Origin of the sequence: Cupriavidus sp. MP-37, assembly GCF_020618415.1 — a bacterium.
In the GTDB taxonomy this organism is placed as follows: domain Bacteria; phylum Pseudomonadota; class Gammaproteobacteria; order Burkholderiales; family Burkholderiaceae; genus Cupriavidus.
The window spans coordinates 736,004-758,058 of sequence record NZ_CP085345.1 but is presented as its reverse complement, the minus strand read 5'-3'; the positions used below and the strand labels follow the sequence as shown (position 1 = coordinate 758,058).

Here is a 22,055-nt window from a genome sequence, read left to right as displayed (position 1 = left end):
GTGGCGGCAAGGGAACTTTCGCCTGCGCGCCGCGGCCTGAACTGCATCGGCGCGGACGCTAGCGTGACCCGGACCGGCGCCGCACAGTCGCAGGAGTCCAGGATGCTTTCGCCGCTTTCCCCACGTTTGCTGTCCACCGCGCTGGCGGTGGCGTTGTCCGCGGCGGGCGTGCCGGCCGCGCTGGCCGCGGCCCGGCAGGAAGCGTCCCGGCCGCCTGCCAGCGAGGGCGCGCCCGAGGCCGCCTGCAAGCACGCGGTCAAGGCGGCGCTGCCCAATCCCGGCAGCTTCAAGTGGGTGGCCGCCACCGCGCGCCAGATCGACAAGGACAACTACAGCGTGGTGGCCGATGTCGAATACCTGGCCCAGGACGGCGCCGTGCGCGAGGCCAAGGTCCAGTGCGATGTACGGCGCGCACAGGGCAACCGCTTCGACGTGCCCAAGCTGCGGCTGCCGCAGTAGCCTCAGCCCGTCCCCTGCGCCGGCTGTTGCAATTTAATGTGGACACTGTCCAGTTCGTTTGCTAGTCTATGTGTACAGCATCCACAAATGCTTGCGGCCACCGCCGTATTTGGCCGAACCCTGGCTGTACCCACTCACCGGAGACCGAACATGCAAATCGAAGCACATAAGGAACACCGCTGGCTGCAACGTCTGATTGGCAACTGGATGGCGGAGGGCGAGGCCGTCATGGGTCCCGACCAGCCGGTGCAGACATGGAACATCCCGGAACGGGTAAGCGGTATCGGCGACATCTGGGTGCAGTGCGTGGCCCAGGGCGACATGCCCGGCTGCGGTCCGGCGTCCACGGTCATGACGCTGGGCTACGACCCGGCGCGCAAGCACTTTGTCGGCACCTTTATCGGCTCGATGATGACCCACCTGTGGGTCTACGAGGGCGACCTCGACGAAGGCGGCCAGCAGCTGACGCTGCGTGCCGAAGGCCCGGACTGCTCGGGCAATGGCCGCATGGTGCAGTACCGCGACGTGATCACGTTCCGCGACGACGACCACCGCGAACTCACCTCGTACATGCAAGGCGAGAACGGCGAGTGGACGCAGATCGTCAAGGCCACCTACCGCCGCCAGCCTTGAGGTTCAGGAGCGCTCGCCGGCCATCCGCGCCAGCCGCGACAGACGCGACGTTCGCGACGTTCGCGAGTGGGGGCCGGGCGGATCGTCGTGGCGGCCGCCGCGCGGCCGCGCCGCATTGCGCCGGCGCCGGCGCAGCAACAGCAGCAGCGAGGCCGGCACCAGCAGCACCAGTGCCAGCAGCGCAAAGGTGACCAGCCCCGGGTCGCGCGCCGCCGCGGCGACCCGGTCCACCAGCAGGGCACTGACCACGATGCCCGGCAGCATCCCCAGCGCGGTGCCGATCAGGCAGTCGCGCAGGCTGATGCGCGAGGCTCCCACCACCAGGTTGACCAGCGAGAACGGTGCGATCGGCACCAGCCTCAGCACCACCATGGCGACCACGCCGTGCTTGCCCAGCTGGTGGCTGACGCGGTTCAGCCGCCTGCCGCCAAAGCGGCGCACGGCGTTGCGCCCCAGCAGCCGGCCGGCCAGGTAGCCCGCGCCGGTGCTCAGCACCGTGCCGCACAGGGCCAGCACGGCGCCGTAGAGCGGGCCGAACACCACCACGGTGACCAGGATCAGCAGCGTCACGGGCAGCAGTGTCACCGCACCGGCCAAATAGACCCCCATCATGGCGAGCGGGGCCAGCGGCATCTCGTCCACCCGCTCGATGACGCCCAGCAGGGCGCGGAAATCCGCCCACTCGCGCAGCGGCGTATAGCGCCACGCAAAGGCCAGCCCCGCCACCAGCAGCGCCAGCGCCACCATCACGCCCACGCGCCCGAGCACGCGCGGGCGCGCCTCGTGGCTGACGAACTCGGCCAGCAGCTGGTCGCTGTCGATCGGTTCGATCGGGTCCAGCAGGTTGGCGGCCGGTGACGCGGCATCGACATCGTCGGGCAGCGGCGGCACATAGTCTTCCAGCGAGCGCCCGTCGCTGCGCTGCAGGTGCCGGATCGCGCCAAGCACGCTGCGCGTGGCGGCGACCTCGGCCTGGAACGCTTCGGGCGCCACATCCAGGTGTTCGCCCAGCAGCCGCGCGCGCATGGCGGCGATGGCCGCCTGGACGCGCGGCTCGCCGCCGGAGACCACCACGATATTGCACTCGGTGTCGAGCCCCAGCGAACGGTTGCTTAAGTTGGCGGAGCCGATGGTGAGGAAGTCGTCGTCGATCACCGTCACCTTGCTGTGGACGTTGACGCAGTCGGGCAGCAGGTTGGGAATCGTCGGGCAGTACAGGCGGAAGCGATCGAACTTGTCGGCCGCGCGCAGCTGCCGGTAAAGGCGTGCGCGCAGCACGCCCATGCTGTGCGCCTCGAGCCAGCCGCTCTCGTTGCGGCGCGACACCAGCACGATATCCGGGCCATCCTCGTGCCCCAGGCGTGCGGCCAGCGCCTTGGCGATCTCGCCCGAGCTGAAGTACTGGTTCTCCATGTAGATGCTGTGCCGGGCCGAGGCGATGGCATCGCGCAGCAGCATGCGGACCTCGCTGACGCCGGGCTCGTCCTCGCACATCGGCATGGTGCGGGCGATGCCCACGCGCACGTCGGTCAGCTCGGGCGCCAGGCTCGGCGGCCACGGATCGGACGAGGTCCTTGCCACCGGCCGCGGCTGGCTGCCGCTGGCGCGCAGCCAGCGCTGCGCGCACAGCTCTCCCAGCGCCGCGGCCGCGTCGCCGTCGAGCGCGCACTGCACGTCATGGAAGGGCGCGTAGGGCCGGCCCTCGGCCATGCGCAGCGGCGCGCCGGGCGCGTGCTGGTTGTCGTCCCAGCGGCGCAGCGTCAGGTCCAGCCCGCCGACAAAGGCGACCTTGTTGTCGAGCACCACCACCTTCTGGTGGTGCGAGGCGCCCGGCGGATGATTGCCGTCCAGCCGGAACGACAAATGCCGGTGCGCCTGCCAGTGCGCGCTGGCCGACGGCAGCCATTCGCGCTCCATCGCCATCACCATGGCGTAGTCCCAGCTCAGGATGTAGATGCGCAGGTTGGGGCGGCGGTCGGCCAGCGCGCACAGGAAGTCGCGCAGCCCGGCCGGCAGGCCATCGTGCGCGCCGGCGGGGACCAGTTCCATGCGGCTGTCGATGTCCCAGCCCAGGATGAAGATGGTGTGCTCGGCCAGCGGCAGGGCCTCGCGCAGCGCGCGGAAATACGCGTCGGCGTCGACCAGCATGGCAAAGCGCCGGCAAGGTTCGATGCGCCAGCAATTGCGCCCGGGCTCGAGCTGGAAGCCGGGCGGTAAGGAGGGGTCATGCGGTGGTGGCGACGCCGGGGGCGCGGGGAACGCCGTGGTGCCGGGCGCATTGTATTGCCTCATTGCACACGCTCACGATGCGAAAACCATAGCCTGAAGCGTGGCGCAAGTTCCGTACCGTGCGCAAGGGCGGGCCGGTGCGGTGCCGGGCGCGGCTTTTGCGTGTGCGCCTTACCTGCCTTTGTAAGATCGGCACGCGGGCCAGGCCGCGTGCCGCAGGGTGAAGGGCGTGTCAGGAGGCGTGTCCGCGCCGCAGCGCGGCGGGGCGGGAGATGCCCCAGACATCGAGCAGCGGCTCAAAATGCGGCGTGTTGTCGCGCGGCGCCGGGGCGACGCGCCGGGGCGGCGGCAACGGCCGGCCGGTGAGCATCAGTGGGGTATCCGCCTCGGGCGGCAAGTCTGGCTCGCCTTCATAAGCCACGACGCCCATCTGGCGGGCGGATTTCAGCGCGCGGGTCAGTTCCGCGGCGCTCAGGCGGCTGGCTGCGGCAAGCCGGTGCCGGGGCATGGGCCCATTGGCACGCAGGCTCGACATCAACGCCGTCACGCATTCCCGGGTGGTTCGATTCATGTCGCTGCGTCAGAAAAATGGTGCGGCAGCGAACCCGCCGATCGGGTCCCTTGCCTGCGGATAACCATTCTTTAGCAGGGGTCATGGTCTTGCCAACCCGATATGACACTTGTTCACATTCGTCCGATGGGAGGCATCGCCTCGCCATGGGCGCATCAGTGCCGAGTTTTCGGATTGCCGGTGGGGAACCCGGCCGCCGCGCCGTCCTGCCGGATCAGCATGGAGCCATGCCGGCGCCACTTGCGGGCGTGGCGGGCCTGAATGTCCTCGGCAAGTTCGTGCAGTTCCGCCACCCGGGCGTCGAGCGGGTCGGGGTAGATGTCCAGCGGACGGTATCGGAGAAGAAAGCGCATGGCGGGTCTCGGGTTTCCTGGTCGTCGGCCTGTGGCCTGACTCCAGTATTGGCGGTGGACCCGGAGTTTCCAGCAGAAGATGCGCAGCACTTTGATGCAACTCAATGCATCCGGCGCAATGAACTGTTGCGGCCCGCCAGGTAAGCGGGCACGCAAGGCAATGATGGCTAGGCAGCCGGCGCCAGAAGGGGCCGGCCCGGGCAGGACTAGCGGCCGAGGCGGGTATTGCCGCGGGCATCGCGGCAGTAGATCTTGCGTTCACGCACCAGGCCGTCGCGGCCGTGGATGCACAGCGACACGCCATCTTCGCGGGCACGCATCCAGCCGGCGGCGATCGCGGCTTCCTGCGTCGGGAAGTGCAGTGCCACGTGGTCCGGGCCACTATCCAGGCCCTCGATCGTAAGCGCCCATTCCCCTTCGCTGGCGTATTCGGCGTCGCCGGTCGTGGCGGGAAGCACGTGGATGCTGCGTGACGTCATGGTGTTCTCCGTGATGGCTGGCAGTGACAGTTGGGTTTTAAGCGATCCCGCGCCAGGGGGCTATCGGTCGCTGTCCTACAAGCATATTCGGGACCAACCCGCCGCCGCGACGCGGCACCGCCATAGTGCGGCGCGCCGCCGCGACATGTCGCGCGTTCTGCTGACATCGCGGTAGGACGAATGCCGACTTTTCGTACCGCCGCGGATTGCTACGATCCAATTGCCGGTTGGGCAACAGGCTGCCCGGTCAAGCCATTCCGAGCTCTTCCATCCTGGCGGCGCATGCCGCATCCACACGAAGCAAGGAGATCATCATGAGAAAGCTATACGCACTGTTTGCCCTCGCTGGCATGCTGCTGGTCACGGGTTGCAACACCATGGCTGGCGCAGGCAAGGATATCGAGCGCGGCGGCGAGAAGGTGCAGGGCGCGGCGGAAAGCACCAAGCAGAAGATGTAAGCTGCCGGCGGCCACGCTGTGGCCAGTCGCAACGGCCCGTGCCCCAGGCGCGGGCCGCTTTCATTTGTGCGTGCGATTCATGCGTGCGATTCATGCGTGCGCCGCTTCGGTGCAGTTGCGGCGCCAGCTCGCCGGCGGCAGTCCGAATTCGCGCTTGAAGGCCCGGCTGAAGGCGGCCTCGGAGTCATAGCCGACCGCGCCGGCGACCTCGCTGATGGAGCGGTTGCCGCTGCGCAACTCGGCCGCAGCGGTACGCAGGCGCCAGTGCGCGAGATACTGCATCGGCGGCTGGCCCAGCAGGTCGGTGAAGCGCTGCGCCAGCGCCGAGCGCGACAAGCCTACATTTCCGGCGAGTTCGTCGACGGTCCACGGATACGCCGGCCGCGCGTGCATGCGCGACAGCGCACGTGCCACGTAGCGGTCGCGCAGCGCCGCGAGCCAGCCGCTTTCATTGGCCGGCAAGGTGTCGATGCAGCGCCGCACCGCCTGCACGAAGAGCAGTTCCGACAGCTTGGCCAGCACGGTGGCGCTGCCGGCGCGCGGCTCCGCCGCCTCCGAGGTGGCGAAGGCCAGCGCCGAGGCCAGCCATGCGGATTCCAGCCCGCTGCCCAGCCCCACCTTGAACAGCCGTGGCAGCGACGTCAGCAGCGGATTGCCCATGGTGTCGTCGAAGCCGAGAAAGCCGCAGACCATGCGCGTGTGTTCGCCGCCGCCGCCGTACGAGACCCGCATGACTTCGCCGGGACTGTTGCGCAGCAGGTCATACACCAGCGGCGCCGAAGGCAAGGGCTGCAGGTGAAGGTCGCTGCCGAGCACATGCGGCTCGCCCTGCGGCACCACCAGCAGCTCGCCGGCTTCCACGCGCACACCGGGGCCCGTGTCGTTGACGAGCCGCGCCCAGCAGACGCCTTCGGTGATCAGGTGGTACGAGACCACGCGATCAGCGCGCGGCAGGAACGCGGCGCGCAATTCAGCATCGGCTTCACTGATCAGGCACCACGGTGATTTGAATTCGCCGTTCAGGAACACGGCACCGCTCAGTTGCACGGCGCGCAAGAGGTCGGACAAGGCATCCATGGCCACATTCCTCCAGATCCGGGGTTTCGCGCAAGAAAGCCGGACGCCCGATCATACGGGCGAGGGGACCGGGCTCCGATACTAGCACCGTGCCCGTGGCCGTACAACGGCGCGGGACACGTACCAGAACCAGACGGAGACAACACCATGGAAACCCTTTCCGCAGCGGATGCCAGCGCCGGCGCGCAGGCCGACTGGATCGGCCTTGCCGCCACCCTGGGCCGCACCTTCGATGGCCGCGCGCCCGAGATCGACGCGAGCGAGCAGTTCGTCAGCGCCAACTATGAAGACCTGCGCGCGCACCGCTTCTTTGCCGCGGCGGTGCCGCAGGAGCTGGGCGGCGCCGGGCTGTCGCACCAGGAGCTTGGCGCGGTGCTGCGCGAACTGGGCAAGTACTGCGGCTCGACCGCGCTGGCCTTTGCCATGCATACGCATCCGGTGGCCACGGCCGCATGGCGCTGGCGCAATCAGCAAGCGCCGGTGGAGGGCCTGCTCAAGCGCGTCGGCGCCGAGCAGCTGGTGTTGCTCGGCAGCGGCGGCTCCGACTGGCTGCAGGGCAGCGGCAAGGCCACGCGCGTGGACGGCGGCTATCGCGTGGAAGGGCGCAAGATCTTCGCCAGCGGCGCGCCGGTGGCAGACCTGTTCATGACCTGCGCGGTCTATGACGATCCGGAGGCCGGTCCCACCGTGCTGCATTTTGCGCTGCCGATGAAGACGCCGGGCGTGCGCGTGCTGTCGAACTGGCACACGCTCGGCATGCGCGGCACCGGCTCGCACGATGTCATGCTGGAAGGCGTGCTGGTGCCCGACACCGCCATTGCCGCGCGCCGCCCGCAAGGCGTGTGGCATCCGATGATGCATACGGTGGCGATGATCGCGTTGCCGCTGATCTACGCCGTCTACGTCGGCATCGCCGAGGCCGCGCGCGATATCGCGCTGCAGCTGGCACGGCAGCGGCGCCTGAACGCGCATGCGGTCGAGGCCGCGGGACGCCTGTGCAATGAAGCGGAGGCCGCCCAGCTGGCGCTCGATGCGATGTTCGCGGCCGCCGCGGGTCCGGCACCCGGCGCGGTGACGACCAACCGCATCATGAGCGCCCGCACGCTGGCGGCGCGCGCGGTGCTGGCGACGGTGGAAGCGGCGATGGACCTGGCCGGCGGCGCGGGCTTCTATCGCGATGCCGGGCTCGAGCGGCGCTTCCGCGATGCGCAGGGCGCGCGCTTCCATCCGCTGCAGGCGGGGGCTCAGCAGGAGTACGCCGGACGCATGGCGCTGGGCCTGGATATCGATGCGCCGGCCGGCGAGGTGCGTACGGCAGCGCAATGATGTCCGCCCTGGCCCAGCTTTCCTACGACACCGAGGCCTGCAATGACAGCGGCCAGGGCGAGGACGCCTGCGCCATCGGCCACGATGGCGCGGCGCGCCGCGCTTTGCGCGATGCGCTGGGGCAGTTTGCCACCGGCGTGACCGTGGTCACGGCCGCCGGTGCCGACGGCCGCCCGGTGGGCGTGACCATCAATGCGTTCGCTTCCGTGTCGCTCGCGCCGCCGTTGCTGCTGTGGTGCCTGGCGCGCAGCTCCGGCAGCCTGCCGGTGCTGCGCGCCGCGCCCTGCCACGCGATCAACGTGCTGGGCGGCAACCAGCTGGAGGTGTGCCGGCGCTTTGCGGCGCGTGCCGACGACCGCTTCGCCGGCATCGCCCATCGCGCCGGTCCGTGCGGCACGGTGCTGATCGACGGCACGCTGGCCTACTTCATCTGCCGGCACCGCTCGGTGCGCACGGTGGGAGACCACGTGCTGTTCGTCGTGGAAGTGGTGGCCTACGGCGCAGCCCCGGGGACGCCGCTGGTGTTCCATGGCGGCGGCTTTGCCGACGCGAGCCAACCCCGCGCGGGTTAGGCGCGCTCGGCCCGCTTGCCCAGGATCACCAGCGCGATGCCGCCCAGCACCGCCGCCGCGCTCAGCGCCAGCCGCAAGCTCAGGGCTTCGCCGAGCAAGGCGGTGCCGCCCACCGCGGCGATGACCGGCACGCTCAGCTGCACGGTGGCCGCGGTCGCGGCACGCAGGCGCGGCACCGCGGCGTACCAGATCACATAGCCGAGCCCCGATGTGATGGCGCCGGACACCACCGCATAGGCGAGGCCGGTGCCATCCAGCGAACGCTGCGCCTGGATTGCGGCGCCGAGGGCCAGCGCCATGGGCACGGCGCGCACGAAGTTGCCCGCGGTGGTCCCGACCGGATCCGTGGCCCGCTTGCCACGCAGCGAATAGACGCCCCAGGCGATGCCTGCCGCAATCATCAGCAGCGAAGACGCCAGCGGCGGCGTCGCCAGGCTTGGCAGCATCAGCCAGACCAGGCCAGTCAGCGCCAGCGCCAAGCCCACCCACTGCTGCGCGCGCAGCGGCTCGCCGGTGTAGAGCCCGTAGCCGGTCATGGTCGCCTGCACCGCGGCAAACAGCAGCAATGCCCCGGTGCCGGCGCTCAGGCGCTCATACGCGAACGAGAACGCCGCGGCATAGCAGAACAGCGCCAGCGCCGACACCCAGTTGCCGCCCAGCGTCAGCGCGCCGGCGCGGTTGCGCCCGGCTTGCCGCCGCGCCACCACGATCAGCCACAACACCGCCGCCGCGGCCGCGACGCGCGCCAGTGTAAAGGTGCCGGCGTCGATGGTGGTGCCTTTCAGCGCCAGCCGGCACAGCAGCGAATTGCCGGCGAACGCCAGCATCGCGAGTGCGGTCAGCAACGCGGTATTTGCGTGCGGCATGCGGGCCGGCCCTGTGCCTAGCCGGCGGGCCGCCGGTCGCCCGTGCCACCCGTGACGCCCGTCTCGCCGATGGCGAACGAGGACAAATGCTCGATCGCCTTGACCAGCCCGGAATGGTCCCAGGCCGCGCCGCCCAGCCCGCTGCAGACATTGAACAGCTGCTGGCACGACGCCGTATTGGGCAGGCCCACGCCAAGCTCGCGCGCAGTCGACAGCGCCAGCTCCAGGTCCTTCTGGTGCAGCGCGATGCGGAAGCCCGGGTCGAAGGTGCGCCGGATCATCCGTTCGCCATGCACTTCCAGGATGCGCGAGCTGGCAAAGCCGCCCATCAGCGCCTCGCGCACGCGGGCGGGGTCGGCGCCAGCGCGGGCCGCCAGCACCAGCGCCTCGCTGACCGCCTCGATGGTCAGCGCCACGATTACCTGGTTGGCCACCTTCGCCACCTGGCCATCGCCGGCCGCGCCCACGCGCGTGATGTTCTTGCCCATCAGCTGCAGGATGGGCAGCACGCGGTCGAACACGTCCTGCTTGCCGCCGGCCATGATCGACAAGGTGCCGGCCCTGGCCCCGACTTCGCCGCCCGATACCGGCGCGTCGATGTAGTCCGCGCCGATGGCCTCGATGCAGCGTGCGAACTCGCGCGTGGCGATCGGCGAGATCGAGCTCATGTCGATTACCGTGACGCCGCCGGCGGTATCGGCCAGGCCGTCGGCGACGCCGCGCTCGCCGAACAGCACCTTTTCCACGTCGGGCGTGTCGGGCAGCATCAGGATGATGGTCTCCGACTGCTTCGCCACCTCCTCGGCGCTGGCGCAGGCCTTCACGCCGGCATCCTGCAGGTCTTGCGGCACGCCGCTGCGGCTGTGGGCGAACACGGTGTGCCCGCCGTCGACCAGGTGCCGCACCATGGGCTTGCCCATCACGCCAAGCCCGATAAAGCCGATCTTGCTCATGTCAGTGTCCGGTTGGGGTTCAGGCGCCGACCCGGCGCGAGTGCGTGGTGCACCGCGCCGGGCGCATATCTGATGATAGTCAGCCGCGCGCCAGCGTCGACAACGGACCCGGCGCGGGATGCGCGCTGGCCCGCGCCGCCGCCACGCGCGCCGCGGCGTCGTCCAGCTGCGCCAGCGTGCCGGCATCGATCGGGATCTGTTGCGCACGGGCGCCGCGGCAGGCGCGCTCGGGTTCGCCAGGCAGCTGGATGCCGGGCTGGCCGGGCTGCAGCCGCGCGCTTTTCATCCAGTCGGCAAAGGCTGCGACTTCATGCCCGAACGAGGTGCTGGTGCCCAGCCGCGCGGGATCGAACACGATCGCCAGCATGTTGTTCCAGACCGCGTGCTGATGCCGCAGCGTTTCCGGGCGGATGGTATGGCCGCCAGTGACCGCGGCCCCGAGCAGCTCGCACATCACCGCCAGCACATGGCCCTTGTGTTCGCCGAACGGCCGCAGGGCGCCCTGCGGCGTGCCGGCGGGCGGGTACATCACGGCGGCATCGGTGGTGGGCTCGCCCTGCGCATCGAGCAGGCAGCCGGCACCGACCGGCACGCCCTTGTTATGGGCCACGCGCACCTTGCCCAGCGCGATGGCGCTGGTGGCGAAGTCCAGCACCAGCGGCGGCGCGTCCGCCATCGGCACGCCGATGGTGAACGGATTGGTGCCGTAGCGCGCGTCGTAGCCGCCGTGGGGCGCGACGATCGGCTTGGACAGCACGTTGACGAAGTGGATCGAGATCATGCCCGCGGCCGTGGCCTGCTCGGCCCAGTGGCCGACGCGCCCGAGGTGGTGCGACTGGCGCAGCCCCATCACGCACACGCCGTGTTCGCGGGCGCGGGCGATGGCCATCTCCATGGCCTGCGCCGTCACCGCCTGCCCCATGCCGCGGTTGCCGTCCAGGCTGAGCAGGCTGCCGGCATCCTGCAGCACGCTGACGCGCCGGTTCAGCTGCAGCTCGTCGGCCTGCCACGCCAGCACATAGCGCGGGATCATGCCCACGCCATGCGAGTCATGCCCGCTCAGGTTGGCGCCGACCAGGTGGTCGGCGGTCAGTTGCGCTTCCTGTGCGCTGCTGCCGGCGGCAAGCCAGAGATCGGTCACCCACTGGTGCAGCGCGCGGGTGGGAATGCGGAGTTCGCTCATGTCGGCCTTGGAGAGAGGAATACGTTGCGAAACACAAAGCCCCGTTGCCGTGTGACGGCAACGGGGCTTTGATGATACGTCCGGCGCGCGCTTGCTGAGCCGCGCGTGGCCGGTGATCGGCAAATGCCTGCTGGCGGGGTAATTCTGTCCGTCAAATGACCGTCGTCCCCGCGAAAGCGGGGACCCAGTGGCTTTCAACGACGCTGGATTCCCGCTTTCGCGGGAATGACGTTAGGAATTGAAACCTTATCCGAACGGCATTACCCCTGCCGGGCAACTTCGTGCACCGGGGCTTGCGCCAGGATTTCCCTGATGCGGGCCAGGTAGCTGTCGCCGACCGCGCGGTGCATGCGCGCCGTTTCCGCGGCGAACTGGCGCCGGCTGGGCGGGCGGATGCCCAGGCTGCGGCAGATCGTGGACAGATAGGGCTTGCGCGGGCCAGCCAGGCGTTGCACCACGCTCTGCAGCGCGGCATCGCCGATGCGGCCGCGCAGCCAGGCCAGTACTTGGCGGTCATAGTCGTTTTGCACGCGGATCAGGTGTTCCATGCCGGGACTCCACTGTTCATCCATACAGGTACTGTAAATATATACAGTATCGGCGTGGAGGCAAGAAAAATCCGGCCCTGGCACGGTAAAACGCTGCGTTGCAGTTACCCCTGCGTCTCTTTCAGAGAATTCTTGGTGCCATGGCCGCCGCCCGACACCAGCGGCAGCACTGCATCGCGCTTCTCCAGCAAGTGGCGCTTCAGTACCGCGGCGAGCCGCTTGCCGTCGCGGGCTTCCAGCGCCCGGATCATCTCTTCATGGTCCTCGACCGCCTCGTCCCACTTCCCGCTCTGCTGGTTGGAGCGAAAGCGCAGGGCTTGCAGGCGGCGGTTGATCGACTGGTAGGTGTTGCGCAGCGGTGTATTGCGCGCGGCCTCGTTGATGCGGTCGTGGATCTCCTGGTTGCGGCTGTAGTAGCCCGGCAGGTCGTTCCGGGCGCGGCAGGCCAGCATGGCGTAGTGCAGCGCCCTGATCTGCGCCAATTCCGCCGCGGTGATGCGCTCGCAGGCGAGTTCGCCGGAAAACGCCTCCAGACCGCTCATCAGTTCGAAGCTCTCCCTGACTTCGGCCTCGCTCATGCGCGAGATGCTGGCGCCGCGATTGGGCAGCAGGTCGATCAGCCCCTCGGCCGCGAGCACCTTGAGCGCCTCGCGCAGCGGCGTGCGCGAGATGCCAAGGGTCTCGCACAGCTCGCGTTCGTTGAGCTTGGTGCCCGGCGCGAACACGCCTTCGACGATGAACTGGCGCAGGTGCTCGACCACGGTGTCGTGCAGCCGCGGGCGTGCCAGGCGCGGCAGCGAAGGCGGCGGAAGCGGCTCGGCGAGGCCTGCCGCGTCTTCATCGCTATATGAGTTTTGCATTCAAAATCCTCTATCGACTTGGCGCGGATTCTAATGCATCTCGCATTGCGGCCGCAAAACGCGGGTTAACCACGACAAAAGCCAATAAGTTTCGCCTTGGAGCGCCGCCAGCCCCTCTGCTATAGTCGATTGCATTCAAAATTCATAATCCATCAAGGAGGCGCGATTTCATGGTTCACCTCGATTTCCATCCATCCGGCCGCCACTTCCTGCAGATCCCCGGCCCGAGCCCGGTGCCCGATCGCATCCTGCGCGCGATGAGCTATCCGACCATCGACCACCGCGGCCCGGAGTTCGGCGCGCTTGGTCGCAAGGTGCTGGCCGGCATCAAGGAAATCTTCAAGACCCGGCATCCGGTGATCATCTATCCGGCGTCTGGCACCGGTGCCTGGGAAGCGGCGCTGACTAATACGCTCAGCCCGGGCGACCATGTCTTGATGTTCGAGACCGGCCATTTCGCCACGCTGTGGAAGAAGATGGCCGAGGCGCTGGGCCTGCGGCCGGAATTCCTGGGCTTGCCGGGCATCGAGGGCTGGCGCCGCGGGGTGCAGGCGGACATGATCGAAGCCCGGCTGCGCGAGGACACCGGCCATGCGATCCGCGCCGTCTGCGTGGTGCACAACGAAACCTCGACCGGCGTGACCTCCGATATCGCCGCGGTGCGCCGGGCCATCGATGCCGCCGGGCACCCGGCGCTGCTGCTGGTGGACTCCATCTCGGGCCTGGGGTCGGCCGATTACCGCCATGACGAGTGGGGCGTCGACGTGACCGTGTCCGGCTCGCAAAAGGGCCTGATGCTGCCGCCCGGCATCAGCTTCAACGCGCTCTCGCCCAAGGCCATCGCCGCCAGCCAGCACGCCAGGCTGCCGCGCGCGTTCTGGGGCTGGGCCGAGATCATCGAGGCCAACAAGAACGGCTACTGGCCGTACACGCCCAACACCAACCTGCTGTATGGCCTGTCCGAAGCGCTCGACATGATCCTGGGCGAGGGCCTGGACCAGGTCTTCGCGCGCCACCAGCGGCTGGCGCAGGCGACGCGCCAGGCCGTGCGCGCCTGGGGCCTGGAGATCCAGTGCGCGGATCCCGCGGTGTACAGCCCGGTGCTGACCGGCGTGATGATGCCCGACGGCGTCGACGCGGACGCGGTGCGCAAGCTGATCTACGAGCGCTTCGACATGTCGCTGGGGCAGGCGCTGGGCAAGATGCGCGGCCGCATGTTCCGCATCGGCCATCTCGGCGACTGCAATGACCTGACCCTGATGGCCACGCTTGCCGGCTGCGAGATGGGGCTGAAGCTCGCTGGCGTGCCGCTTGCCGGCAGCGGCGTGGCGGCGGCGATGGCGTCGCTCGCCGCGCACGCCGACACGCCGGTGCTCAAGGCCGCCGCATGACTTGCATGCCATGAACATGAATTCGTCTTCCTTGCTGGTCAAGCCGATCCACCTGGTGCCCGCGCAGCAGCGCGCCACCTCGCCGCTGGCAGCGCTGTTGCGCAAGGAACTGCGCGGCGACGTGCTGTTCGACCGCGCCGCCCGCGGACGCTATGCCACCGATGCCTCGATCTACCAGATCATGCCGGTCGGCGTGGTGGTGCCGCGCGACCAGGCCGACCTGGTGCGCGCGCTCGACATCGCGCGCGACCAGCGCGTGCCGGTGCTGGCGCGCGGCGCCGGCACCAGCCAGTGCGGCCAGACCGTGGGCGAGGCGCTGGTCATCGACACCAGCAAGTGGCTCAACAACGTGGTCGCCTTCGATGCCGCCGCGCGCACGGTGACGGTGGAGCCCGGCATCGTGCTGGACCACCTGAACGCCTGGCTCAAGCCGCATGGGCTGTGGTTTCCGGTCGATGTTTCCACGGGGGCGCAATGCACCATCGGCGGCATGGCCGGCAACAACTCATGCGGCTCGCGCTCGCTCGCCTACGGCAACATGGTGCATAACGTGCTGGCGATCGATGCGGTGCTGGCCGATGGCAGCGACTGCCACTTCGGTTCGCTCGCGCAGCCGGTGGCAGCCGGGCGCGCCGAGGGCATCCTGCGCGGCCTGCGGCGCATCGCCACGCGCGAGCGCGAAGAGATCGCCGAGCGCATGCCCAAGGTGCTGCGCCGCGTGGCCGGCTATAACATCGACCTGTTCGACTGCCAGAACCCGCGCGCCTATACCGACGACGGCCACGCCAACCTGGCCCACATCCTGGTCGGTTCCGAAGGCACGCTGGCCTGCAGCCGCCAGCTCACGCTGAAGCTGGCGCCTCTGCCGGCGCACAAGGTGCTGGGCGTGGTCAACTTCCCCACGTTCTACCAGGCGATGGACCTGACGCAGCATATCGTCACGCTGCGCCCGGTGGCGGTGGAGCTGGTCGATCGCACCATGATCGACCTGTCGATGGAAAACCCCGCCTTCCGCCCGGTGGTCGAGCGCGCGCTGGCCGGCGATCCGCAGGCCATCCTGCTGGTGGAATTTGCCGGCGACGACCGGCAGGCGCTGCTGGCGCAGCTGGACCAGCTTGCCGAACTGATGGCGGATCTCGGCCTGCCGGGCTCGGTGGTGAAGATGCCGGAAGAGCAGGCGCAGAAGGCGCTGTGGGACGTGCGCAAGGCCGGCCTGAACATCATGATGAGCATGAAGGGCGACGGCAAGCCGGTCTCGTTCATCGAAGACTGCGCGGTTCCGCTCGAGCACCTGGCCGAATACACGCGCCGGCTCACCGAGGTCTTCCACAAGCACGAAACCGAGGGCACCTGGTACGCCCACGCCAGCGTCGGCACGCTGCATGTGCGGCCGATCCTGGACATGCGCCGCGACGGCGCGGTGCGCATGCGCGAGATCGCGGAGGAAGCGGCCGAGCTGGTGCGCGAGTACAAGGGCGCGTATTCCGGCGAGCATGGCGACGGGCTGTGCCGCGGCGAATGGGTGGCCTGGCAGTACGGCCCGCGCATCAATGCCGCGTTCAGCGAGATCAAGGCGCTGTTCGACCCGGACAACCGCTTCAACCCCGACAAGATCGTGCGCCCGCCGCGGATGGACGCGCGCGAGAACTTCCGCTTCGCGCCCGGCTACGCCGCGCTGCCGCTGACCCCGGCGCTGGACTGGTCGGCGTGGAACGTGCGGCGCGACCCGATGACGGGCGCCGAGACCGCGCCCGGCACCGGCACCGATACCGCTACGCATGGCCTGGCGTCGGCCGTCGAGATGTGCAACAACAACGGCCACTGCCGCAAGTTCGACGCCGGCACCATGTGCCCGAGCTATCGCGTGACCAAGGACGAGCAGCACGTCACGCGCGGCCGCGCCAACACGCTGCGGCTGGCGCTCACCGGACAGCTCGGCAGCGACGGGCTGGCCAGCGCGGAAGTGAAGGAGGCGCTGGACCTGTGCGTCTCGTGCAAGGGCTGCAAGCGCGACTGCCCGACCGGCGTCGACATGGCGAAGTTCAAGATCGAGGCGCGCCATGCCTGGGCCAGCCGGCACGGCATCAGCCTGCGCGAGCGCATGGTGGCATTCCTGCCGCGCTATGCGCCGATGGCCAGCCGCGTGCCGGGCCTGCTGGCGCTGGCCGACAGCCTGCCGGCGGTCTCCGGCTGGATCAAGCGCGCGCTCGGGTTTGCCCCGCAGCGTTCGCTGCCGCGCTTCACCGCGCCGTTCCTGGCGCGCCGCCGCAGCGCGGGCAACGCTGCCGGCAACGATGTCGCCAGCAAGGCCGACGGCCGCGAAGTGCTGCTGTTCGTCGATACCTTCAGCAACTACATGGAGCCTGACAATGCGCGCGCCGCGCAGGCCGTGCTGGAAGCCGCGGGCTATACCGTGCACTTCAACACGCGGGAAGGCGAACGCCCGCTGTGCTGCGGCCGGACCTTCCTCGCCGCGGGCCTGGTCGACCAGGCCAAGGCCGAGGCGCGGCGCCTGCTCGACACACTGCGTCCCTTCGTCGAGCGCGGCGTGCCGGTGGTGGGCCTGGAGCCTTCGTGCCTGCTGTCGCTGCGCGACGAGTTCCTGGGCTATGGCTACGGCGAAGAGGCGCGCCAGCTCGCCAGCCTGTCGTTCCTGTTCGAGGAGTTCCTGGTTCGCGAACAGCAGGCCGGCCGGCTGGAACTGCCGCTGCGGCCGCTGCAGGTCAACGAGGCCATCGTGCATGGCCATTGCCACCAGAAGGCATTCGATGCCTTTACGCCGGTGCAGACCGCGCTGGGATGGATTCCGGGCCTGAAGGTGTCGACCGTGGAGTCGTCGTGCTGCGGCATGGCCGGCAGCTTCGGCTATGAGGCCGAGCATTTCGCCGCGTCGCAGGCGATGGCCGAGCTGTCGCTGCTGCCGGCGGTGCGCCGGCGCGTATCCGGCGCCATCGTGGTCGCGGACGGCACCAGCTGCCGCCACCAGATCCGCGACGGCGCGCAGGCCGAGGCGATGCATGTGGCAAGAGTGCTGGCGATGGCGCTGGAGGGTGCCCATGAGTGAGCCGATGCGCAATCCCGTCCATGAGCGTGCCCGCCTGCAGCCGCCGGCACCGGCAAAGATCGGCGACCGCGTCGAAGACGTCGGCACGCCGGCGCTGCTGGTCGACCTCGATGCCTTCGACCATAACCTGGCCCGGATGCAGGCGCTTGCCGATGCCGGCGGCGTGGCGCTGCGCCCGCATGCCAAGGCCCACAAGTCGGTCGCGATTGCGCAGCGGCAGATTGCGGCCGGCGCGGTGGGCATCTGCTGCCAGAAGCTCAGCGAGGCCTATCCGTTTGCCGCCGCCGGCATCGCCAGCATCCACATCAGCAACGAGTTCGTCGGCACCGACAAGCTGGCGATGGCGGTAGAGCTGGCCCGGCATGTGGAGCTGAGCGTTTGCGTGGACGACGTGCGCCAGGTATCGGCGATCGCCGCCGCCGCAGCCGCCGGCGCAGTGCGCATCACCGTGCTGGCGGAGGCCGATGTCGGGCAGGGCCGTTGCGGTGTCGACAGCCCTGAAGCGCTGAGCCGGCTGGCCGATGCGATCGGCGAGGCGCCGTCGCTGCGTTTCGGCGGGCTGCAGGCGTATCACGGCGGCGCCCAGCATCTGGCGCACTGGACACAGCGCCGCGACGCCGCCCGGCGCGCAGCCGAACGGGCGGGCGCCTATGTGCGCCATCTCGATTCCCGCGGCATCGCCTGCCCGGTCATCACGGGAGGCGGCAGCGGCACCGCGGAGTTCGATTGCGAGAGCGGCGTCTATACCGAGATCCAGCCCGGCAGCTACTTGTTCCTGGACGGCCACTATGGCGCCAGCGAATGGCCCGGGCGCTTCCAGCCCCGGCACGCCCTGTTCCTGTCGACCACGGTGATGAGCACCGCGCGCGCCGGCGTGGCGGTGTGCGATGCGGGCCTGAAGTCCGTCGCGGTCGATTCCGGCCTGCCGCGGCTGTGGTCCGGCCCGGGCAGCGCATGGCTGCGCTATGTCGCGGCCAACGATGAACACGGCGTGCTGCAGGTGCTGGACCAGGACGGCCAGGCCTTGCTGGGCAACAAGCTCTGGCTGGTGCCCGGCCACTGCGATCCCACCGCGAACCTGCACGCGCAATACGTGTGCTGCCGCGACGGGCACGTGGCCGAGCTGTGGGACATCGCGGCGCGCGGCCTGAGCCGCTGATGCCGCGTGGCCGCGCAGAAAAAGAGAAGAGAGAAGAGCCGCAACAAGCGGCACGGGGTAGTCAAAAAAGCCAAAGGAGACCAACAATGCAACGCAACACAATCAGGAAGACCCTGGCGGCGGTGGTGGGTGCCACGGCCTGCCTCAGCGCCTGGGCATGGGAGCCGGCCAAGCCGGTCGAGATCGTGGTGCCGTTCAGCGCCGGTGGCGCCTCGGACCAGATGGCGCGGTCGATCCAGGGCATCATCGCCAGGCACAAGCTGATGAGCCAGCCGGTGATCGTGCTGAACAAGGCCGGCGCCAGCGGCGCCGAAGGGCTGATGGATACCAAGGCCTCGCAGGGCAATCCGCACAAGCTGCTGGTGGCCTCGTCGGCGCTCTACACGGTGCCGATGGTGAGCCATCTGCCGTTCAGCTGGCGCGACCTCACGCCGGTGGCAATGATTGCGCAGGACGAGTTCGTGCTGTGGACCAATGCCGCGTCCCCGTACAAGACCGTCGCGGAGTTCATCGACGCTTCCAGGGCCAACGCGGGCAAGATCAAGGTCGGCGGCACCAGCTCCAAGCGCGAAGACCAGATCATCAGCGCGCTGGTGCAGAAGAAGACCGGCACCCGCTTCATCTACGTGCCGTACAAGGGCGGCGGCGAGGCCGCCACGCAGCTGTCGGGCCAGCATATCGACGCCAACCTGAACAACCCGTCCGAATCGATCGGCCAGTGGCGCGCCGGCGAGCATCGCGCGCTGTGCGTGTTCGCGCCGCAGCGCATGGCCTACAACGGCAAGGTCACGCAGACCCAGAGCTGGCATGACGTGCCGACCTGCAAGGAGCAGGGCCTCGACGTGCAATACCAGATGCTGCGGGTGTTCATGATGCCGGGCGGCGTGACCGCGGAACAGCAGAAGTACTACGTCGACCTGATGCAGAAGATCGTGGCCACGCCGGAGTGGAAGGAATACCTGGAGAAGAACGCGCTGAAGAACGACTTCCTGACCGGCAAGGCGCTGACCGACTTCCTGGCGCGCGATGAAGCCGCGCACCGCGACATCATCAAGGAGGCGGGCTTCGTCGCCGCGCGCTGACGCTGGCACGTATCACCAACGGGCTGCGCCGCGCGGCGCAGCCGGGGCCTGAAGGAAGGCGGGGGACAACATGGATCAACAGGCAGCGGCGCATACGGGCGCCGGCATCTCGGTCAAGACGGTGGAACTGGCAGTGGCGCTGTGCCTGCTGGCCGGCGCGCTGGTCGTGATCGGCAGCAACTACGGCATCGGCGCCGGCTGGGCGGCGGACGGGCCGGAAGCGGGCTATTTCCCGATGCGGGTCGGCATCATCATCCTGGTCTGCAGCGTGCTGGTGGGCGTGCAGGCGCTGCACGCCGACGGCACCGCCATATTTGCGACGTGGCAGCAGCTGCGGCAGGTGGGTGTCATCCTGGTGCCGCTGACCGCTTATGTCGGCCTGATCGGGCTGCTCGGCATCTACGTGGCATCGGCGGCATTCATCACCGGTTTCATGGTCTGGGTGGGCAAGTCGGCATGGTGGAAGGCCGCGCTGGTCGGCGTCGGCATCAATGCCTTGCTGTTCTGGATCTTCGAGATCCAGTTCCGTGTGCCGCTGCCCAAGGGCCCGCTGGAAGCGGCGCTGGGCTACTAGGGAGGGACCGGTCATGGATGAACTCAATGCATTGATGGGCGGCTTCGCCGTGGCGCTGTCGTGGCAGAACGTCGGGCTGATGTTCGTCGGCATCCTGCTTGGCATCGTCGTCGGCGTGCTGCCCGGCCTGGGCGGCCCCAACGGCGTGGCGATCCTGTTGCCGCTGACGTTCTCGATGGACCCGGTGTCCGCCATCATCATGCTGTCCTGCATCTACTGGGGCGCGTTGTTCGGCGGGGCGATCACCTCGATCCTGTTCAATATTCCCGGCGAAGCCTGGTCGGTGGCCACCACCTTCGACGGCTACCCGATGGCGCAGCGCGGCGAAGCCGGCAAGGCACTGACCTCGGCCTTCACCGGTTCCTGCCTGGGCGCGCTGGCCGGCGTGCTGCTGATCACCTTCCTGGCGCCGATGGTGGCAAAGTTTGCGCTGCGCTTCGGCCCGCCCGAGTTCTTCGCGGTGTACCTGCTGACGTTCTGCAGCTTCGTAGGCATGGGCAAGGAGTCCAAGCCCAAGATCCTGATCGCGATGTGCCTGGGCTTCGTGCTGGCCGCGGTCGGCATGGACACGGTGTCGGGCACGCTGCGCATGACCTTTGGCTCGACCGAGCTGCTGCGCGGCTTCGACTTCCTGGTGGCAGTGATCGGCCTGTTCGGCATCAGCGAGATCCTGATGACGATGGAAGAGGGCGTGGCCTTCCGCGGCAAGCAGGCGCGCATCGACCTGAAGGTGGTGCTGAAGACCTGGGCCGAACTGCCGCGCTACTGGCTGACCGTGCTGCGCTCGTCGGTGATCGGCTGCTGGCTGGGCATCACCCCCGGCGGCGCCACCGCGGCGTCGTTCATGGGCTATGGCGTAGCCAAGCGCATGGCGCGGGAGCCCGATTCGTTCGGGCGGGGCAATGTCGAGGGCGTGGTCGCGCCGGAGACGGCGGCGCACGCGGCCGGCACCAGCGCGCTGCTGCCGATGCTGGCGCTGGGCATTCCCGGCTCCGCCACCGCGGCGGTGTTGCTGGGCGGCCTGATGATCTGGGGGCTGCAGCCGGGGCCACTGCTGTTCGCCGAGCAAGGACCGTTCGTGTGGGGGCTGATCGCCAGCATGTACCTGGGCAATATCGTCGGACTGATCGTGGTGCTGTCGACCGTGCCGCTGTTCGCGGCGATCCTGCGCATCCCGTTCTCGATCATCGCGCCGCTGATCCTGGTGATCTGCGCGATCGGCGCGTACACCGTGAACGGGGCGTTGTTCGACGTCTGGCTGATGCTGGGCTTCGGCGTGGTGGGGTATGTGCTGAAGAAACTCGACTATCCGCTCGCGCCGATGGTGCTGGCGCTGGTGCTGGGCGATCGCGCCGAAGATGCCTTCCGGCAGACCATGCTGGTGTCATCCGGCGCGCCGGACGTGTTCTGGTCCAACGGGCTGGTGGGAACCATCATGGGGCTGGCGATCTTCGTGCTGGTGTGGCCGCTAGTGAGTGATTTGCGGATGCGGGGGAAGAGGGTGGCGTGAGGGTTGGCGTGCTGGGCGGGCGAGGCCACCAGCGCTCCTCCTCCCGCGTGTTTGCTCCCCTCTCCCGCTTGCGGGAGAGGGGCGGGGGTGAGGGCCGGGCGCGTCAACGAAGTCACGACTGCATGCCATCCAATCACACCTACAACAACACCTCTTGCCGAATCGTTTCGGAGATCGGCGATTTGCGAAGGGGCACTTCAACGGCACGATGCTGCGTCCGTTCAGGAATGGGAACTGTCTTATCGAGTTCCGGACTCTGAAGCGGGAGACTGACACGGTCATCGCACACAACGGTGACCGGGCGTGGAAGCCCGAACTGCAAGCACCACAGGACGGCGTCTTCGACGCCGCCTGTCTCCGCGTACGCGCTTGTCATCCATGGCGGGCCCGACACGAGGCAGCCGCAAGGCTGGCCGGCTTGGTGTTTGCATCGGTCTTCCACCCTCGTCGTCAGGCCCGCCGCCCTCCACCAGCGTCGCGCGGCGGACCTTCAGGTAACGATAGGAGGTCCTATGTCGGAAATCGATCTATCAACGGCGCGGTACAGTCTTTTGGCAGTGGCAGCGGGAATAGATGGCGTGCTTGTGCTGCTCGAGCAGCAGAGTGAATGGTGGGAGGGGGCCTTTGGGGCGTTTTGCCTGTTGGGTTTGGTGAAGGCCCAGTTGGAACGGGTGTTGGAAGAGCTGCCGGTTTCTTAAGCGTGGACGT

Annotated in this window: 22 protein-coding genes; 12 read left to right on the top strand and 10 right to left on the bottom strand. The window is 68.7% G+C overall.

Going from position 1 to position 22,055, the window contains the following annotated elements; translation table 11 throughout:
• The first annotated feature begins 102 nt into the window (after window positions 1-102).
• Both LIN44_RS19945 and LIN44_RS19940 read left to right on the top strand, forming a co-directional pair.
• Window positions 103-459, top strand: coding sequence for a DUF2880 domain-containing protein (locus LIN44_RS19945; protein ID WP_227315982.1), 357 nt, complete (start codon window positions 103-105; stop codon window positions 457-459).
• 150 nt (window positions 460-609) lie between these two features.
• Window positions 610-1,092, top strand: coding sequence for a DUF1579 domain-containing protein (locus LIN44_RS19940; RefSeq protein WP_227315981.1), 483 nt, complete (start codon window positions 610-612; stop codon window positions 1,090-1,092).
• Between the two features lie 3 nt (window positions 1,093-1,095).
• On the opposite strand, the gene LIN44_RS19935 is transcribed toward LIN44_RS19940, so the two are convergent.
• The 4 genes from LIN44_RS19935 to LIN44_RS19920 form a co-directional block, all read right to left on the bottom strand.
• Window positions 1,096-3,384, bottom strand: coding sequence for a VTT domain-containing protein (locus tag LIN44_RS19935; protein WP_370641736.1), 2,289 nt, complete (start codon window positions 3,382-3,384; stop codon window positions 1,096-1,098).
• Window positions 3,385-3,553: 169 nt separating this feature from the next.
• Complete coding sequence (locus tag LIN44_RS19930; protein WP_227315979.1) at window positions 3,554-3,892, bottom strand: hypothetical protein; 339 nt, start codon at window positions 3,890-3,892, stop codon at window positions 3,554-3,556.
• A 155-nt stretch (window positions 3,893-4,047) separates the two neighbouring features.
• Window positions 4,048-4,245, bottom strand: a complete 198-nt coding sequence (locus LIN44_RS19925) for a hypothetical protein (RefSeq protein WP_227315978.1) — start codon at window positions 4,243-4,245, stop codon at window positions 4,048-4,050.
• A 206-nt stretch (window positions 4,246-4,451) separates the two neighbouring features.
• Complete coding sequence (locus LIN44_RS19920; RefSeq protein WP_227315977.1) at window positions 4,452-4,724, bottom strand: DUF2188 domain-containing protein; 273 nt, start codon at window positions 4,722-4,724, stop codon at window positions 4,452-4,454.
• 314 nt (window positions 4,725-5,038) lie between these two features.
• Between LIN44_RS19920 and LIN44_RS19915 the strand changes: the two genes are divergently transcribed.
• The gene (locus LIN44_RS19915; RefSeq protein WP_012355598.1) at window positions 5,039-5,182 is read left to right on the top strand and encodes an entericidin A/B family lipoprotein; all 144 of its coding nucleotides are present in this window, start codon (window positions 5,039-5,041) and stop codon (window positions 5,180-5,182) included.
• A gap of 90 nt (window positions 5,183-5,272) precedes the next feature.
• Here the strand turns inward: LIN44_RS19915 and LIN44_RS19910 are convergent, their stop codons facing one another.
• Complete coding sequence (locus LIN44_RS19910) at window positions 5,273-6,259, bottom strand: AraC family transcriptional regulator (RefSeq protein WP_227315976.1); 987 nt, start codon at window positions 6,257-6,259, stop codon at window positions 5,273-5,275.
• A gap of 147 nt (window positions 6,260-6,406) precedes the next feature.
• Between LIN44_RS19910 and LIN44_RS19905 the strand changes: the two genes are divergently transcribed.
• Complete coding sequence (locus LIN44_RS19905; protein ID WP_227315975.1) at window positions 6,407-7,585, top strand: acyl-CoA dehydrogenase family protein; 1,179 nt, start codon at window positions 6,407-6,409, stop codon at window positions 7,583-7,585.
• Entirely contained in the window at window positions 7,582-8,157 is a 576-nt protein-coding gene (locus tag LIN44_RS19900; RefSeq protein WP_227315974.1) for a flavin reductase family protein, read from the top strand. The genes LIN44_RS19905 and LIN44_RS19900 overlap by 4 nt, the downstream gene beginning before the upstream one ends.
• Here the strand turns inward: LIN44_RS19900 and LIN44_RS19895 are convergent.
• The 5 genes from LIN44_RS19895 to LIN44_RS19875 all read right to left on the bottom strand — a co-directional run bounded on the left by LIN44_RS19895 (window position 8,154) and on the right by LIN44_RS19875 (window position 12,567).
• Complete coding sequence (locus tag LIN44_RS19895; RefSeq protein ID WP_227315973.1) at window positions 8,154-9,023, bottom strand: DMT family transporter; 870 nt, start codon at window positions 9,021-9,023, stop codon at window positions 8,154-8,156. The two genes, LIN44_RS19900 and LIN44_RS19895, sit on opposite strands and share 4 nt — an antisense overlap.
• A 17-nt stretch (window positions 9,024-9,040) precedes the next feature.
• Window positions 9,041-9,976, bottom strand: coding sequence for a 2-hydroxy-3-oxopropionate reductase (locus LIN44_RS19890; RefSeq protein ID WP_227315972.1), 936 nt, complete (start codon window positions 9,974-9,976; stop codon window positions 9,041-9,043).
• Between the two features lie 79 nt (window positions 9,977-10,055).
• Window positions 10,056-11,159, bottom strand: a complete 1,104-nt coding sequence (locus tag LIN44_RS19885) for a malate/lactate/ureidoglycolate dehydrogenase (protein WP_227315971.1) — start codon at window positions 11,157-11,159, stop codon at window positions 10,056-10,058.
• Between the two features lie 260 nt (window positions 11,160-11,419).
• Window positions 11,420-11,707: a hypothetical protein gene (locus LIN44_RS19880; protein ID WP_227315970.1), complete on the bottom strand. Its 288-nt coding sequence runs from the start codon at window positions 11,705-11,707 to the stop codon at window positions 11,420-11,422.
• A gap of 104 nt (window positions 11,708-11,811) precedes the next feature.
• Complete coding sequence (locus LIN44_RS19875; RefSeq protein ID WP_227315969.1) at window positions 11,812-12,567, bottom strand: GntR family transcriptional regulator; 756 nt, start codon at window positions 12,565-12,567, stop codon at window positions 11,812-11,814.
• Window positions 12,568-12,737: 170 nt separating this feature from the next.
• Here LIN44_RS19875 and LIN44_RS19870 point away from each other — a divergent pair, with 170 nt between their 5' ends.
• The 7 genes from LIN44_RS19870 to LIN44_RS19840 all read left to right on the top strand — a co-directional run bounded on the left by LIN44_RS19870 (window position 12,738) and on the right by LIN44_RS19840 (window position 22,045).
• Window positions 12,738-13,958: an alanine--glyoxylate aminotransferase family protein gene (locus tag LIN44_RS19870; RefSeq protein WP_227315968.1), complete on the top strand. Its 1,221-nt coding sequence runs from the start codon at window positions 12,738-12,740 to the stop codon at window positions 13,956-13,958.
• 10 nt (window positions 13,959-13,968) lie between these two features.
• Window positions 13,969-17,022 (top strand): FAD-binding and (Fe-S)-binding domain-containing protein, encoded by a 3,054-nt coding sequence (locus LIN44_RS19865; protein ID WP_227315967.1) that lies wholly within the window; start codon window positions 13,969-13,971, stop codon window positions 17,020-17,022.
• On the top strand, window positions 17,015-18,181 hold the full coding sequence (locus tag LIN44_RS19860) for a DSD1 family PLP-dependent enzyme (protein WP_227315966.1): 1,167 nt from the start codon (window positions 17,015-17,017) through the stop codon (window positions 18,179-18,181). The genes LIN44_RS19865 and LIN44_RS19860 overlap by 8 nt, the downstream gene beginning before the upstream one ends.
• A gap of 86 nt (window positions 18,182-18,267) precedes the next feature.
• Window positions 18,268-19,263, top strand: a complete 996-nt coding sequence (locus tag LIN44_RS19855; protein ID WP_227315965.1) for a tripartite tricarboxylate transporter substrate binding protein — start codon at window positions 18,268-18,270, stop codon at window positions 19,261-19,263.
• Window positions 19,264-19,333: 70 nt separating this feature from the next.
• Window positions 19,334-19,837, top strand: coding sequence for a tripartite tricarboxylate transporter TctB family protein (locus tag LIN44_RS19850; RefSeq protein WP_227315964.1), 504 nt, complete (start codon window positions 19,334-19,336; stop codon window positions 19,835-19,837).
• A 13-nt stretch (window positions 19,838-19,850) separates the two neighbouring features.
• Window positions 19,851-21,347 (top strand): tripartite tricarboxylate transporter permease, encoded by a 1,497-nt coding sequence (locus LIN44_RS19845; protein WP_227315963.1) that lies wholly within the window; start codon window positions 19,851-19,853, stop codon window positions 21,345-21,347.
• Window positions 21,348-21,859: 512 nt separating this feature from the next.
• Complete coding sequence (locus LIN44_RS19840) at window positions 21,860-22,045, top strand: DUF1484 family protein (RefSeq protein WP_227315962.1); 186 nt, start codon at window positions 21,860-21,862, stop codon at window positions 22,043-22,045.
• The last annotated feature ends 10 nt before the right edge of the window (window positions 22,046-22,055 follow it).

Bases quoted from the DNA above. Each gene is read 5' to 3' on its own strand.
- LIN44_RS19945 (WP_227315982.1), top strand. From the start codon at position 103: ATGCTTTCGCCGCTTTCCCCACGTTTGCTGTCCACCGCGCTGGCGGTG.
- LIN44_RS19940 (WP_227315981.1), top strand. From the start codon at position 610: ATGCAAATCGAAGCACATAAGGAACACCGCTGGCTGCAACGTCTGATT.
- LIN44_RS19935 (WP_370641736.1), bottom strand. From the start codon at position 3,384: ATGAGGCAATACAATGCGCCCGGCACCACGGCGTTCCCCGCGCCCCCG.
- LIN44_RS19930 (WP_227315979.1), bottom strand. From the start codon at position 3,892: ATGAATCGAACCACCCGGGAATGCGTGACGGCGTTGATGTCGAGCCTG.
- LIN44_RS19925 (WP_227315978.1), bottom strand. From the start codon at position 4,245: ATGCGCTTTCTTCTCCGATACCGTCCGCTGGACATCTACCCCGACCCG.
- LIN44_RS19920 (WP_227315977.1), bottom strand. From the start codon at position 4,724: ATGACGTCACGCAGCATCCACGTGCTTCCCGCCACGACCGGCGACGCC.
- LIN44_RS19915 (WP_012355598.1), top strand. From the start codon at position 5,039: ATGAGAAAGCTATACGCACTGTTTGCCCTCGCTGGCATGCTGCTGGTC.
- LIN44_RS19910 (WP_227315976.1), bottom strand. From the start codon at position 6,259: ATGGATGCCTTGTCCGACCTCTTGCGCGCCGTGCAACTGAGCGGTGCC.
- LIN44_RS19905 (WP_227315975.1), top strand. From the start codon at position 6,407: ATGGAAACCCTTTCCGCAGCGGATGCCAGCGCCGGCGCGCAGGCCGAC.
- LIN44_RS19900 (WP_227315974.1), top strand. From the start codon at position 7,582: ATGATGTCCGCCCTGGCCCAGCTTTCCTACGACACCGAGGCCTGCAAT.
- LIN44_RS19895 (WP_227315973.1), bottom strand. From the start codon at position 9,023: ATGCCGCACGCAAATACCGCGTTGCTGACCGCACTCGCGATGCTGGCG.
- LIN44_RS19890 (WP_227315972.1), bottom strand. From the start codon at position 9,976: ATGAGCAAGATCGGCTTTATCGGGCTTGGCGTGATGGGCAAGCCCATG.
- LIN44_RS19885 (WP_227315971.1), bottom strand. From the start codon at position 11,159: ATGAGCGAACTCCGCATTCCCACCCGCGCGCTGCACCAGTGGGTGACC.
- LIN44_RS19880 (WP_227315970.1), bottom strand. From the start codon at position 11,707: ATGGAACACCTGATCCGCGTGCAAAACGACTATGACCGCCAAGTACTG.
- LIN44_RS19875 (WP_227315969.1), bottom strand. From the start codon at position 12,567: ATGCAAAACTCATATAGCGATGAAGACGCGGCAGGCCTCGCCGAGCCG.
- LIN44_RS19870 (WP_227315968.1), top strand. From the start codon at position 12,738: ATGGTTCACCTCGATTTCCATCCATCCGGCCGCCACTTCCTGCAGATC.
- LIN44_RS19865 (WP_227315967.1), top strand. From the start codon at position 13,969: ATGAACATGAATTCGTCTTCCTTGCTGGTCAAGCCGATCCACCTGGTG.
- LIN44_RS19860 (WP_227315966.1), top strand. From the start codon at position 17,015: ATGAGTGAGCCGATGCGCAATCCCGTCCATGAGCGTGCCCGCCTGCAG.
- LIN44_RS19855 (WP_227315965.1), top strand. From the start codon at position 18,268: ATGCAACGCAACACAATCAGGAAGACCCTGGCGGCGGTGGTGGGTGCC.
- LIN44_RS19850 (WP_227315964.1), top strand. From the start codon at position 19,334: ATGGATCAACAGGCAGCGGCGCATACGGGCGCCGGCATCTCGGTCAAG.
- LIN44_RS19845 (WP_227315963.1), top strand. From the start codon at position 19,851: ATGGATGAACTCAATGCATTGATGGGCGGCTTCGCCGTGGCGCTGTCG.
- LIN44_RS19840 (WP_227315962.1), top strand. From the start codon at position 21,860: ATGTCGGAAATCGATCTATCAACGGCGCGGTACAGTCTTTTGGCAGTG.